The sequence below is a fragment of the Kitasatospora sp. NPDC004745 genome, assembly GCF_042873275.1.
Taxonomy (GTDB): Bacteria; Actinomycetota; Actinomycetes; order Streptomycetales; family Streptomycetaceae; genus Kitasatospora.
In genome coordinates this window covers 627768-640817 of record NZ_JBIALK010000002.1, presented here as the reverse complement: position 1 = coordinate 640817, position 13050 = coordinate 627768, and the positions used below count along the sequence as shown (strand labels likewise).

Sequence of the window (13050 nt, the reverse complement as noted above, 5' to 3'; positions counted from 1 at the left end):
GATGCTTCTCGTAAGCTGAGCCGATGCTCGACGTCCGACGCCTGCGCCTGCTGCGCGAACTCGCCCACCTCGGCACCATCGCCGCCGTCGCCGAGGCGCTGTCCTTCAGCCCGTCGGCGGTGTCCCAGCAGCTGTCCGTGCTGGAGCGGGAGGCGGGCGTCCCGCTGCTGGAGCGCACCGGGCGGCGGGTCACCCTCACCCCGGCGGGGCGCAACCTCGTCCGGCACGCCGAGGCGGTGCTCGCCCTGCTGGAGCAGGCCGGTGCCGAACTCGCACACGCCCGGCAGGGGTTGGCCGGGCCGCTGCGGATCGGCACCTACCCGTCGGCGGCCCGGGCGGTCATCCCCGGTGTCCTCGCCGAACTGGCCGGCTGGCACCCCGGCCTGGAGCCGATGGTCACCGAGGTGGATCCGGCGGCCGTCGGGGCGGCGCTGCGCGCCGGCGAGCTGGACGTCGCCCTGGTCCACGAGTACGACCTCGTCCCGGCCGATCCGGAGCCGGGCCTGGCGGTGACCCGCCCGGTGTTCACCGAGCCGATGTACCTGGCGGCCCGGGCGCCCGGCACGGTCGCCGAGCAGCGCGGCGCGCCCTGGATCGTGTCCCCGCCGGGCACGCTCTGCCACAGCATGGCGGTGCGGGCCTGCGAGTCCGCCGGGTTCGCGCCCAGGATCCGGCACCGGATCGACGACTTCGCGACGGTCCTGGCCCTGGTGGCGGCCGGCCAGGGCGTCGCCCTGGTGCCGCACCTGGGCACCGCGCAGCCCCCGCCCGGGGTGGTCCTCACCCGGCTGCCGATGTACCGGCGCACCCGCGCCGCCTTCCGGGCGGGCGCCGGCTCCCACCCGGCGATCTCGGCCTTCGTCTCGGCCCTGCACGCGGCCGTCCCGGCGGGCCTGGGCGGCTGGTCCTGAGCCGGGCCCGTCCCACCCGCGGAACGGGCCCGGGGCACCCGTGGGCACCCCGGGCCCGGCGGAGATCCGGGAGCCGGCCCTAGACGACCAGGCAGCTCGGGCCGAGCAGCTGCTTGAGGTCGCCGAACAGCGCCGGGTCGGACTTCACCCGGTGCCGGTCCAGGCGCAGCACGGTGGTCTTGGTGCGGCTCTCCAGCCGCACCCGCACCTCGGTGGTGCCCCGGTGGCTCCCCAGCACCTCGCCGAGCCGGGCGACCAGCGGCGGGGTGATCTTCCCGCTCGGGATGTTGATGATGATCGGCGCGTCGGCGTGCGCGTTCGACAGGTCGGGGACGGACAGCTCCATGCCCATCAGCCGCGGCACGTCCTCCCGCTTGTCCAGCTTGCCACGGACGAACACCACGGCGTCCTCGACGAGTTGGGAGGAGACCAGCTGGTAGCTGGCGGGGAAGAACATGCAGTCGATCGAGCCCGCCAGGTCCTCGACGGTGGCGATCGCCCAGGCGTTGCCCTGCTTGGTCATCTTCCGCTGCAGGCCGGAGATGATGCCGCCGATGGTGATGATCGTCCCGTCCGGCCGCTCCGCGAGGTCGGCGACGGCGCAGTCCGCCTTGTCGGCGAGCACGTGCTCGATGCCGTGCAGCGGGTGCGAGGAGACGTACAGGCCGAGCATCTCCCGCTCCTGGGTGAGCAGGAAGGACTTCTCCCACTCGTCCTCGGAGAAGACCACGTCCAGGCCGAAGCTCGGCTCGTCGGAGGTGGCGTCGCCGCCGAACAGGTCGAACTGGCCCTCGGCCTCCTTGCGCTTGACGCCGACGACGTTGTCGATCATCGGCTCGAACTGCGCGCTGAGGCCCTTGCGGGTGTGCCCGAGCGAGTCGAACGAGCCCGCCTTGATCAGCGATTCGACGGTCCGCTTGTTGCAGACCACCGACTCCACCTTCTCCAGGAAGTCCGGGAAGGAGCTGAACTTCCCCTTCGCCTTCCGGGTGCGGATCATCGACTCGACCACCGGCCCGCCGACGTTGCGGATGGCGGTGAGGCCGAACCGGACGGTGTCGCTGCCGTGCGGGGTGAAGTCCGAGTCCGACTCGTTGACGTCCGGCGGCAGCACCTGGATGCCCATCTTGCGGCACTCGTTCAGGTAGACCGCGGACTTGTCCTTGTCGTCCTTGACGGAGGTCAGCAGGCCGGACATGTACTCGGCCGGGTAGTTGGCCTTGAGGTAGGCCGTCCAGTACGAGACCAGCCCGTACCCGGCGGTGTGCGCTTTGTTGAACGCGTAGCCGGAGAAGGGCACCAGGACGTCCCACACGGCCTGGATCGCCGCGTCCGAGTAGCCGCGCTCGCGGCAGCCCTTCTGGAACGGGACGAACTCGGCCTCCAGGATCTCCTTCTTCTTCTTGCCCATGGCGCGGCGCAGCAGGTCGGCCTGGCCCAGCGAGTAGCCGGCGAGGATCTGCGCGGCCTTCTGCACCTGCTCCTGGTAGACGATCAGGCCGTAGGTGGGCCGCAGCACCTCCTCCAGGGGCTTCTCCAGCTCCGGGTGGATCGGGGTGATCTCCTGCTGGCCGTTCTTGCGCAGCGCGTAGTTGGTGTGCGAGTTGACGCCCATCGGGCCGGGTCGGTACAGCGCGAGGACGGCGGAGATGTCCTCGAAGTTGTCGGGCTTCATCAGGCGCAGCAGGGAGCGCATGGGCCCGCCGTCGAGCTGGAAGACGCCGAGCGTGTCGCCGCGGGCGAGGAGTTCGTAGGTCGGCTTGTCGTCGAGCGGCAGCTTGAGCAGCTCGATCTTCTCGCCCTTGTTCTTCTCGATCGCCTTGACGGCGTCGTCCATGATCGTCAGGTTGCGCAGGCCGAGGAAGTCCATCTTCAGAAGGCCGAGGCCCTCGCAGGTGGGGTAGTCGAACTGCGTGATGGTGACGCCGTCGGTGTGCCGGGTCCAGACCGGGATGTGGTCGGTCAGCGGCTCGGCGGACATGATGACGCCGGCCGCGTGGACGCCGGGCTGGCGGATCAGGCCCTCGATGCCACGGGCGGTGTCGATGACCTTCTTGACGTCCGGGTCGGTCTCGTACAACCCGCGGATCTCGCCGGCCTCGCCGTAGCGCGGGTGCGAGGGGTCGGTGATGCCGGACAGCGGGATGCCCTTGCCCATGACGTCCGGCGGCATCGCCTTGGTGATGCGGTCGCCCATCGCGTACGGGTAGCCCAGGACGCGCGAGGAGTCCTTGATGGCGGCCTTCGCCTTGATGGTGCCGTACGTGACGATCATGGCGACCTTGTCGGAACCCCACTTCTCCGTCACGTACCGGATCACGTCACCGCGCCGGCGCTCGTCGAAGTCGATGTCGACGTCGGGCATGGAGATGCGCTCGGGGTTGAGGAAGCGCTCGAAGATCAGGCCGTGCGGGATGGGGTCGAGGTCGGTGATGCCCATGGCGTACGCGACCAGCGAGCCGGCCGCCGAACCACGGCCGGGGCCCACCGCGATGCCCTGGCTCTTCGCCCACATGATGAAGTCGGCGACCACGAGGAAGTACGCCGGGAACCCCATCTGGATGATGGTGTCCATCTCGTACTCGGCGAGCTTCTTGTGCTCCTCGTCGTACCCCTCCGGGAAGCGCCAGTCCATGCCCTCCCAGACCTTGGACTTGAAGAAGTCCGCCTCGGACTCGAAGCCCTCCGGGATCGGGAAGCGCGGCATGAGGTTCTTGAACTTGAACATGCCCTCGGTGTCGACCCGGGAGGCGACGAGGAGCTGGCTGTTGCGGCAGCCCTCCTGCCAGGCGTCCGAGGAGTCGAGGGCGTACATCTCGGCGGCCGACTTGATGTAGTAGCCGGTGCCGTCGAAGCGGAAGCGGTCCGGGTCCGAGAGGTTCTTGCCGGTCTGGACGCAGAGCAGCAGGTCGTGCGCGCCCGCGTCGGCCTCGGTGGTGTAGTGCGAGTCGTTGGTGACGACCGGCGGGATGTTCAGCTTCTTGCTGATCTCCAGCAGCCCGTCGCGGACCCGCTTCTCGATGTCCAGGCCGTGGTCCATCAGCTCCAGGAAGTAGTTCTCCTTGCCGAAGATGTCCTGGTAGTCGGCCGCGGACTTCACCGCCTCGTCGAACTGCCCGAGGCGCAGCCGGGTCTGCACCTCGCCGGACGGGCAGCCGGTGGTGGCCATCAGGCCACCGGACAGCTCGGAGATCAGCTCCTTGTCCATCCGGGGCCACTTGACCAGCCAGCCCTCGGCGTAGGAGCGCGAGGTCAGCTTGAAGAGGTTGTGCAGGCCCTCCTTGTTCCGGGCCCAGATGGTCTTGTGGGTGTACGCGCCGGACGCGGAGACGTCGTCCCGCTTCTGGTGCGGCTGGCCCCACAGGATGCGCTTGGTGTTGGAGCGGGCCTCGGGCGCCACGTACGCCTCGATCCCGATGACGGGGGTGATGCCGGCGTCGGTGGCCTGCCGGTGGAACTCGGCGGCGCCGTACATGTTCCCGTGGTCGGTCATCGCGACGTGGGTCTGGCCCAGCCGCTCGACCTCCTTGAACATCTGCTTCAGCCGGGCGGCACCGTCCAGCATCGAGTACTCGGTGTGGACGTGCAGATGCGCGAACGGCTGGTCGCTCAAGGCGGGGCCTCCGGAGGCTCGTGCTGGTCTGGTGGGCCGGTGAACGCGCAGGTCACAGGGGATGCCCTGGAAACAGATGTGGTCCGAACCACCTCACGGGGTCCGGACCATCACTCACACGTTCACCCGTCTACTCTAGCCCCCGCCGAGCGGCCCGCTACTCCCGGTCGGAGGCTTCGGAGGTCAGCCCGGCGAGTCGCGCCCCGGCCGCGTTCGCGACCTCGGTCGCCTCCATCGGGTCGTCCCGCAGGGCGGCCAGCCGCTCCCGCACGTGCGGGCGGTCGAGGGCGTGGGCGACGCCCAGGAGACGGGCGTCACGCTCGCAGTCCCAGAGCGACTCGGTGTACGCCTCGGCCGTCCCGGCCGGGCTGATCGCGGCCAGCGCGGCCAGGTAGGCGGGGCGCTCGTAGGAGTGCGGCGTCTGCAGCCAGAACCGGCGCAGCAGGGACACCGCGTCCGCGGCGGCCGGGCCGAGCCGGGCCAGGCCCCGGGCCGTGTGCATCGGGCCGCACCAGGTCCGCTCCACCCAGTCCCGCTCCAGGTCGGCGACCAGGGCCGGGGCGTCCTGCTCCTCACCATGGCGGGCGAGGACCTCGTGGCCGAGCCGCGCCAGCCAGGGCGTGCCGGAGACGGCCCAGTCGCGGGCGGCGGGCATGGCCCGGGGGCCGAGCTTCTCGACGATGGTCGGCAGCAGCGGCAGCGGGAACTCGCCGTCGGCGGTCCCGAGGGCGGGTACCAGGGGGACGAGTGCGGGCTCCGGGTCGCGCCCGTGGAGCACTGCCAGCGTGTCGGTCTTCTTCGCGTCGGGCTCGGCCGGGTCGGCCAGCAGCTCCAGCAGGGCGGCGCCGGACAGCCCGGTCAGCGGGTCGGGCCGCTCGGGCCCGCGCGCGGCGGTGGGCACCTCGATGCCCCAGCGGGCCCAGACCTTCGCCCAGGGCGTCGGCTCCCCGCCCCGGGCCAGCCGGGCGCGGGCGGTGTCCGCCAGGTCGTCCCACCACTCGGCGGGCCAGCGGTCGGCGACCGATTCGAGGACGGCCAGCCAGTGCTCACCGTCGGCGACGTGGGAGCGCAGGGCCTCGCGGGCCTCGGCCGAGCCGGAGAGCGCCAGCAGTTCCAGGACGCGGGTGGCGCGCTCGCGGGCGTCCTCGTCGGCGGAGAGGAGGTCGACGACGGGCCGGAGCGGCAGGTCGAGGTCGCGGACGAGGCGGGCCAGGTAGCGGTGGCGCTCGTCGACGGTGGTGTCCCAGCGCCACTCCCAGCGGATGCAGCCGTGGACCAGCTCCGCGGCCGAGGACGGGTCCTCGGCCGCCATCAGCGCGCCGAGGCCGCGGCCGCGCTGCAGGAGCCCCGGCAGGGTGTTCGCCGGGGCGTATGCGTGTCTCCTCACGCCCCCATCCTCCCTCAGGGGCGGGGGCCGTCCTCGTCGGGTGGGTGTGCTCGCAGCGCGGTGACGACCCCGAGGGCGACGGTGGCGAAGGCGAGGGCGAGCAGGACGGCGAAGGCGGCGCCGATCAGGAACCGCACGGCGTGCCCGCGTCGCGTTCGGTTTCGCGTCGGGCGTCGCGATCGGCGTCGAGGAGGAGGGTGAGGAGGTTGAGGAGGGTGGAGACGGGGGCGGTACCGAAGCGGACGAGGACACGGCCGTCGAGGGTCCGGTCGGTGGAGGAGGAGGGCCACAGGAGACCGAACTTCCGTCCGCGCTCGTGGAGTTCGGCGAGCAGGGCGCGGACGTGGTCGTCGGTGTAGTGACGGATCCGGGGGTCGGCGGGGAGCATCGGTCGGCGGCCGTTCACGCGGCGGCGTCCAGCTCGAACCAGACCGACTTGCCGCGCTGCTGGGGGTCGACGCCCCAGCGGTGGGTGAGGCCCTCGACCAGTTGGAGCCCCCGGCCGGATTCGCCGAGGAGGGCCGGCGTCTGCGGCAGGGGAGGAAGCGGGCTCTCGTCCGAGACGGAGACCCGGAGGGTGCGGTCGATCGCAAGGATGAGCACGACCGGCGCGGGCGTCCCACCGTGCCGCCAGGCGTTCACGAGGAGTTCCGTGAGGGCCAGTTCGGCGTCCGCGATGACGGAGGACGGCCAGCCGGAGCGGCTCATGGCGTCGCGCAGCGACTGCCGGGCGATGGCGAGCGAGGGCGTGTTGAGGTGGCGCATGGGACTTCTCCCGGGGCGTGAAGGAGTAATCGGGTTGTCCAGAAGCCGACTTGACGACCCATCGGATCGACGTGTCACCGACCATACCGCAACGACATCACATGTGATCCCAAATCCGGATAGGTTCATCCTCAAGTGGACCCCGCGCACGGCAGCGCGGCAGACTTGGCCCACATCGGCAAGGAAGGAACCAATGCCGCCCCGACTCAACCCGACGCTCCGTCAACGCCGCATCGGCACCGAGCTTCGGAAGATGCGCGAGGCCGCCGGCCTGTCGGTCTCCACCCTGAGCAGAGCTCTCGGCATCGACAGGACCCAGGTCAGCCAGATGGAGGCGGCCAAGGTCGGCATCAGCCCTGAGCGACTCCGTTCCTTCGCATCGGCGTGCAAGTGCATGAATCAGCCCCTGATCGAAGCCCTGGAAGCTGCCATCCAGGACCGCTCCAAGGGCTGGTGGGAGGAATACCGCGGCACCATCCCGGACGGATTCCTTGAAGTCGCCGAATTGGAGAAGGGCGCGCAGAGCCTCATGTTGTGGGTAGTCACCCACATGCCAGGCCCCTGCCAGACCATCAGCTATGCCTCATCAGTCTTCGGGCGCCTGATCCCTCCACTACCTCGGCATGAGCTGGAGACTCGAACCACCTTCAGGATGCAGCGCAAATCCGACTTGCGCCGCGAGCAGAAGCCCATCACCTGCTTCATCTACGAGTCCGTCCTGTGGACGCGGTTCGGCGGCACCGCGATCCTCCGCGAGCAGCTCGATTCGTTGATCGAAGACTCCGAGCAGCCCTGGATGACCATTCGAGTCGTGCCGTTCGACATCGACACCTTCCCCGGAGCGGTCGAGAACCTGACCTACGCCTTCGGCAGCGTGCCAGAGCTTGACACCGTTGAAGTTGAATCCTCTCAAGGCCCCATACACCTCGATGCCGCCAGCGAATTGACCAGCTACCGGTCCATCTTCAAACGCACCGAGTCCACAGCACTCAGCGAGAGCGCCTCTCGCGACCTGATCCGCAAGATCGCACGAAACCTTTGAAAGGCCCAACATGACCGACACCGAGTGGCAGAAGTCCAGCTTCAGCGGATCCGGTGGTGACTGCGTGGAGGTCCGTGTAGCCGGCGAGGCCATCGAACTCCGCGAATCCGACGAAGCCCACACCATCCTCCGCACCACCCCCACCACCCTCGCCGCCCTCCTCCAAGCCATCAAAAACGGCGAATACCACCACCCCTAGCCACAACACCCCTGCGTAGGAAGTCGGCCCGGCCGACTTCCTACGCGGCAAAAAAACGGGGTGCGGCCGCGGTCAGTGCTGCGGGTCGGTGGGGGTGCCGGCCGGCGAGCCCGTTCCGCTCGGGGTGCTGCTCGGGTCGGGCTTGGGCGCCGGGTCGGGGATGTCGGCCAGCGGCAGGCGCTGCTTGGGCGTGCCCCGCAGGGCGCCGTTCATGGCGTCCCGCCAGATCGGCCCGGGGCCGTCGGCGCCGAACACCTCGGTGTGGTACTCCCCGTTGATCCTGATGTTGCGCATCTCGACGCCGCCGTCGGGGCCGCCGAGCCAGACCGAGGTGGCCAGCTGCGGGGTGTAGCCGCTGAACCAGGCGGCCCGCTTCTTGTCCGAGGTGCCGGTCTTCCCCGCGATCTGCCGGCCGTCGTCCAGGCCGAGGTCCTTGCCGGTGCCGTTCTCGGTCACGCCGTTCAGGACGGTGTTCAGCGCCCGCGCCGTGTCCTCGGAGAAGGCCTTCTCGCACTGGCCGGCCGGGGCGGGGACGTCCTTGCCCTCCACGGTGGTGATCCTGGTGATGGCGATCGGGGCGCAGTGCGTGCCCTGGGCGGCGAAGGTCGCGTAGACGTTGGCCATCGTCAGCGGGCTCATCTCCTCGACGCCGAGGGCCATCGCCGGGACCTCCTCCAGCGGCTTGCCGCTGGCCTTGGTGGTGATGCCGAGCTTGTTGGCCATCTGCTTGACCTCGCAGAGGCCGATCTCCTGCTCCATCTGCACGAAGTAGGTGTTGACCGAGAGGGCCATCGCCATCTTCAGCTGGTAGGGGCCCTTCTCGCCGGAGGATTCGTTGGGGACGACCGCCTTGGGCCGGGAGTCGTTCTTCCAGGTGCCGCCGCAGGTCTTCATCGTGGGGTACTCCAGCTTGTTCGGAGCCGAGTACTCCTGGGTCGGCGGCAGGCCTGCCTCCAGCGCCGCCGCGGCGACGATCGGCTTGAAGGTGGAGCCGGGCTGGAAGCCGTTGCCACCGCCCATCGCCGCGTCGACGTTGAGGTTGACGACGGTCTGGTTCTTGTCCTTCGCCAGGCCGTAGGGGCGGGTCTGGGCCATGGCGAGGATCTTGCCGGTACCGGGCTCGACCATGGTGGCGGCGGCGGAGACGCTGTCGGTGACCCGCACGTTGCTGCTGACGGCGTTCTGGGCGGCGGCCTGCTTGTCCGGGTCCAGCGTCGTGTAGATGTTCAGGCCGCCGGTGTCCCAGAACTTCTTGCGGTCCGCGGCGTTCTTCCCGAACACCGGGTCCTGCTTCACGACGTGGCGCACGTAGTCGCAGAAGAAGCCCATGCCGGCCTTCGCGGTGATGCAGCCGTTCTGCGGGTCCTTGAAGTTCAGGCCGAGCGGGGCGGCCTTCGCCTCCTTGGCCTGCTCGGCGGTGATGTGCTTGTTCTCGACCATCTTGTCGAGCACGACGTTGCGGCGGTTCTGCGCGGCCACCGGGTGCAGTTTCGGGTCGTACTGGGAGGGGTTCTGCACCAGCCCGGCGAGGGTGGCGGCCTCGGCGACGGTGAGGTCCTTGTTGCTCTTGCCGAAGTAGCGCTGGGAGGCGGCCTCGACCCCGTAGGCGCCGTTCCCGTAGTAGGTGATGTTGAGGTAGTTGGTGAGGATCTGGTCCTTGGGCAGCTCCTCCTCCAGTTTGATCGCGACCTTGAGCTCCTGGATCTTGCGGCCCAGGGTCTTGCGCTGGGCCTCCAGGACGGCGGCCTGGTCGTCGCCGGCCTTCTCGACGTTGACGTTCTTCACGTACTGCTGGGTCAGCGTCGAGGCGCCCTGGGAGGCGGTGCCGCTCTCGGCGTTCTTGCTGATGGCGCGCAGCACGCCCTTGAGGTCGACGGCGCCGTGCTCGTAGAACCGGGCGTCCTCGATGTCGACCTGGGCCTGTCGCATGGACGGCGACATCTGGTCGGCGGTGATGACGGTGCGGTCGCGCTCGTAGACCTTGGCGATCAGCCCGCCCTTGGCGTCGAAGATCTGGGTCGCCTGGGTGAGCGGCGGGGTCTTGAAGTCGTCGGGGATGTCCTCGAATCCCTCCGCCGTGCCCTTGGCGGTCAGCCCGATGCCGCCGACGGCGGGCAGGGCCAGGCCTGCCAGCAGCACGCCGGACACGACGCTCACGCCGATGAAGGTCGCACCGAAACGGGCCAGCCGGAGCGGAGTGTTCCGGGGCGGGCGGGAGTCCTCACCGTCGAGGGAATTCCCTATCGGGGATTCGTTCGATTCCATTGCGAAATGCTAACTCCCGAACCTCTCCGGTCGAACGGTTTTTCGCGGGCGACTGTCACAGCCGTGCTACAGACGCCGAACCCGACCCCGACGGGACGCATCGCATACGAACTCGACAATCAAGAGGAATTCGGAATTCTGCACCGGTGACACCCGCCCCGCGCGGCGACCTTCCCTCCCGCGCCCCTCCCCCCTTCGCACCCCCTCTCCCTCTTGACGCCGCGAGGCGGGCAAAACGTTGCTCGCACGCGGCCACCTCGCCCCGACGCGGGGGTCGCGACCTCCGAGCACCCGGCACGCCAGCACGGGAAGTCGGGCGGGCCGACTTCCCGTGCCGGGTGCGCGCGCCGGTCGGGCCGGTGCGGCGGCAGCTCCCCGGTGACTCTCCGCCGATTCGCCACCACTCAGCGCTCACGCGTGCCATGATCGGCTCAGCTTTCGCAGGAACCGACAGTCGACAGATCGTGATGGGGACAGCCATGGCCGAACGCCAGAACGGCACCGTGAAGTGGTTCAACGATGAGAAGGGGTACGGCTTCATCACCCCGGAGAGCGGCCCCGACCTGTTCGTCCATTTCCGGGCGATCGAGGGCGCCGGCTTCAAGTCCCTGGTGGAGGGCCAGAAGGTCACCTTCGAGGCCGTCCAGGGCCAGAAGGGCATGCAGGCCGACAAGGTCCAGGTCGTGAGCTAGGGCCGCAGCGTTCTCGCCGTCCCCGGCCCCGGCGGCATCCGCAGGGGCCGGGGACGGCGCCGTTCCCGGCGGCACCCCGCTCAGTGCGCCGGGCCGAGGCCCTCCGGCAGCGCGGCCACCACCAGGGCGACGGCCTCCTCCGCGGTCTCGGTGCGGGCGATCAACTCCCCGCCGGTGTGCACCCCGTACGCCCCCTCCTCCGATCCGTACGCCCCCTCCTCGTACGGGAGGAGGACGTACCCGGTCCGGTCCGTCCAGGGCCGCTCGACCGCGGTGGAGAACCACAGGTTGAAGTGGCTGTGGACCGGCATCAGCCCCCGCAGCACCGGCTGCGCGTACGCCGCGGCCACCAGCGCGTGGACCCGGGGGTGCCGGTCGTAGGGCGGCGTGTGGACGCGGTCGAGCTTGATCCGCCACTCCAGTTCGACCGGGTCGAGCCGCTCCCGTTCGTGGGCGAGGGCCCAGTCCCGGTACCGGACGAACGGCGCGGCGGCCCCGGTCTCCGCCAGCCCCGCGCCGCCCGTCCACGCCGCCGTCGCCCGGGCCACCTCGGCCACGTCCGCGGTCAACCCCCCTGCCAGCGGCGCGCCGTGGCCCTGGAGCCGCACCTGGTAGGGGTGCTCACCCTCGGGCGGGTACACGACCACCCGCCGCCCCGTCCCGGCGTCGGCGTACTCCACGATGCGCTTCCACGCCCCGGCCGGCTCGGGCAGCCGGAGGCCGAGTCCCTCCGCCGTCCGCTCCAACAGCTCCGCGAGCCAGCCGTCGTCGCGCTCGTCGTCCTCGCAGTTCTCGCAGCCCTCGCACCCCTCGACGACCTCCACGCTCCCGCCGTTCCCGTCGCTCCCGCCGTTCCCGTCGTTCCCGTCACCATCGAGCCCCACCCCAGAGTCCGTCATTCCCCCAGTCTGCCCGGAGGCCACCCTCCCGCAGCACCGGAAGTCGGCCGGGCCGACTTCTCACTCCCGGCCCGGCCTCACCCCTCCCCCACCAGCGCCGCGAAGCGCGCCAACGGGTCCCCCGTAAACGGCCGCAGCGCAGGTGCGAGCAGCCGCGCGCCGCGGAAGCGCAGGCCGCCGAGGAAGGCGAAGCGGGTGGTGCCCTCGCTCTCGGGGCGGGCCGCCATGCCGCCGAGCACCAGACGGCTCTGCATCAGGCACCAGCCGGGGGCCAGGTCGATGTCGAAGGTGGCCCGCAGCCGGGTGTGGCCGTGGATCCGCGCCCGCAGCGAGCCGTCCGGCGCGGGGGCGCCGAGGTGGACGGTGCGCACATCCGGGATCCACAGCGGCATCGTGCGCTCCAGGTCCCGGGCGAGCGCCCAGACCCGCTCGAAGGGCGCGTCGATGACGGCCTCGCCAATCCGGGCCGCGCCGGGCGCGGTGGCGGCGATCACGTGCAGGCGCCGCACCGGGTCGAACTCGGCGACGGGCCACGGCGGTGTCGGGTGCTCGGTCACTGCTGCCACGCCTTTCGGAAGCTGAGTCGGGCCCGGGAGAGCCGGGACTTGACCGTCCCGGGTGCGACGGCCAGCAACGCCGCGGTCTGCCGTTCGTCCAGCCCCTCGAGGTCGCGCAGCAGCAGCACGGCGCGGTGCTCGGGCGAGAGCCTGGAGAGCACGTCGCGGACGTCCGCGGCGAGTTGGGGGTCGCCGGGAGCCGGCAGGTCGCCGAGCTCCGCGGGCCGGGAGCGCGCCGAGCGGGTGGCGTGCCGGACGGCCTCGCGCACCGCGATGGCCCTCACCCAGCCGAACAGCGCCTCCGGCTCGCGGAGTTGGCGCAGCTTGCGGAGGACGACGATGAGCGCCTCCTGCGTCGCGTCCGCGCCGTCGTCCAGCGCGATCGGGCCGCAGAGCCGGCGGACGTACGGGGTGACCAGGTCCAGCAGCCGGCCGGCGGCGATCTGGTCGCCGGCCTGGGCGGCCCGGACCAGCTCCGCGAGGCCGGGTGGCGGCTCCTGCATGGCGTGCTCTCCGTCGGTCGGCGACAGGGGTCCGAGGAGGGAGGGCCCGAACGGGCGGAACGTTCCCTGCGTCCTCGGTCCGGCCGCAGTGTTCCTCGTCACAGGAACGGACCGGCGGGCGGGGCGCTCCTCCGGGTGTCCGAACGTCCTGGCAATCCGCCTGACACTCCGCGAGGTGACGACATGAAGCAGCGTGCGGCACGAAGGATCCTGCGAC

At 70.6% G+C, this 13050-nt stretch carries 13 protein-coding genes; 4 read left to right on the top strand and 9 right to left on the bottom strand.

The annotated features are described in order from the left end of the window. Nucleotides 1–23 precede the first annotated feature (23 nt). On the top strand, nt 24–911 hold the full coding sequence (locus ACFYUY_RS06490) for a LysR family transcriptional regulator (RefSeq protein ID WP_360207249.1): 888 nt from the start codon (nt 24–26) through the stop codon (nt 909–911). Nucleotides 912–990: 79 nt separating this feature from the next. Here ACFYUY_RS06490 and dnaE read toward each other — a convergent pair whose 3' ends face one another. The 5 genes from dnaE to ACFYUY_RS06465 all read right to left on the bottom strand — a co-directional run bounded on the left by dnaE (nt 991) and on the right by ACFYUY_RS06465 (nt 6676). After that, complete coding sequence (gene dnaE / locus ACFYUY_RS06485; RefSeq protein ID WP_360207251.1) at nt 991–4524, bottom strand: DNA polymerase III subunit alpha; 3534 nt, start codon at nt 4522–4524, stop codon at nt 991–993. A gap of 157 nt (nt 4525–4681) precedes the next feature. Continuing rightward, on the bottom strand, nt 4682–5911 hold the full coding sequence (locus ACFYUY_RS06480) for a hypothetical protein (protein WP_387898460.1): 1230 nt from the start codon (nt 5909–5911) through the stop codon (nt 4682–4684). Between the two features lie 14 nt (nt 5912–5925). Continuing rightward, the gene (locus ACFYUY_RS06475) at nt 5926–6048 is read right to left on the bottom strand and encodes a hypothetical protein (protein ID WP_360207257.1); all 123 of its coding nucleotides are present in this window, start codon (nt 6046–6048) and stop codon (nt 5926–5928) included. Further along, on the bottom strand, nt 6036–6317 hold the full coding sequence (locus ACFYUY_RS06470; protein ID WP_360207259.1) for a hypothetical protein: 282 nt from the start codon (nt 6315–6317) through the stop codon (nt 6036–6038). Before ACFYUY_RS06470 ends, ACFYUY_RS06475 begins: the two co-directional genes overlap by 13 nt. After that, complete coding sequence (locus tag ACFYUY_RS06465; RefSeq protein ID WP_360207261.1) at nt 6314–6676, bottom strand: ATP-binding protein; 363 nt, start codon at nt 6674–6676, stop codon at nt 6314–6316. The genes ACFYUY_RS06470 and ACFYUY_RS06465 overlap by 4 nt, the downstream gene beginning before the upstream one ends. 193 nt (nt 6677–6869) lie before the next feature. Between ACFYUY_RS06465 and ACFYUY_RS06460 the strand changes: the two genes are divergently transcribed. Continuing rightward, nucleotides 6870–7718 (top strand): helix-turn-helix domain-containing protein, encoded by an 849-nt coding sequence (locus ACFYUY_RS06460; RefSeq protein WP_387898457.1) that lies wholly within the window; start codon nt 6870–6872, stop codon nt 7716–7718. A 10-nt stretch (nt 7719–7728) separates the two neighbouring features. After that, the gene (locus tag ACFYUY_RS06455) at nt 7729–7917 is read left to right on the top strand and encodes a DUF397 domain-containing protein (protein ID WP_387898454.1); all 189 of its coding nucleotides are present in this window, start codon (nt 7729–7731) and stop codon (nt 7915–7917) included. Nucleotides 7918–7989: 72 nt separating this feature from the next. Here ACFYUY_RS06455 and ACFYUY_RS06450 read toward each other — a convergent pair whose 3' ends face one another. Then, nucleotides 7990–10074, bottom strand: coding sequence for a transglycosylase domain-containing protein (locus ACFYUY_RS06450; protein ID WP_387898451.1), 2085 nt, complete (start codon nt 10072–10074; stop codon nt 7990–7992). A 587-nt stretch (nt 10075–10661) separates the two neighbouring features. On the opposite strand from ACFYUY_RS06450, the gene ACFYUY_RS06445 reads away from it, so the two are divergent. After that, on the top strand, nt 10662–10874 hold the full coding sequence (locus tag ACFYUY_RS06445; RefSeq protein ID WP_360207276.1) for a cold-shock protein: 213 nt from the start codon (nt 10662–10664) through the stop codon (nt 10872–10874). Nucleotides 10875–10954: 80 nt separating this feature from the next. Here ACFYUY_RS06445 and ACFYUY_RS06440 read toward each other — a convergent pair whose 3' ends face one another. The 3 genes from ACFYUY_RS06440 to ACFYUY_RS06430 form a co-directional block, all read right to left on the bottom strand. Then, entirely contained in the window at nt 10955–11773 is an 819-nt protein-coding gene (locus tag ACFYUY_RS06440; RefSeq protein ID WP_387898448.1) for a DUF6193 family natural product biosynthesis protein, read from the bottom strand. Nucleotides 11774–11850: 77 nt separating this feature from the next. Further along, nucleotides 11851–12330, bottom strand: a complete 480-nt coding sequence (locus tag ACFYUY_RS06435; RefSeq protein ID WP_360207282.1) for a hypothetical protein — start codon at nt 12328–12330, stop codon at nt 11851–11853. Continuing rightward, nucleotides 12327–12833: an RNA polymerase sigma factor gene (locus ACFYUY_RS06430; protein WP_387898445.1), complete on the bottom strand. Its 507-nt coding sequence runs from the start codon at nt 12831–12833 to the stop codon at nt 12327–12329. The genes ACFYUY_RS06435 and ACFYUY_RS06430 overlap by 4 nt, the downstream gene beginning before the upstream one ends. Between the last annotated feature and the right edge of the window lie 217 nt (nt 12834–13050).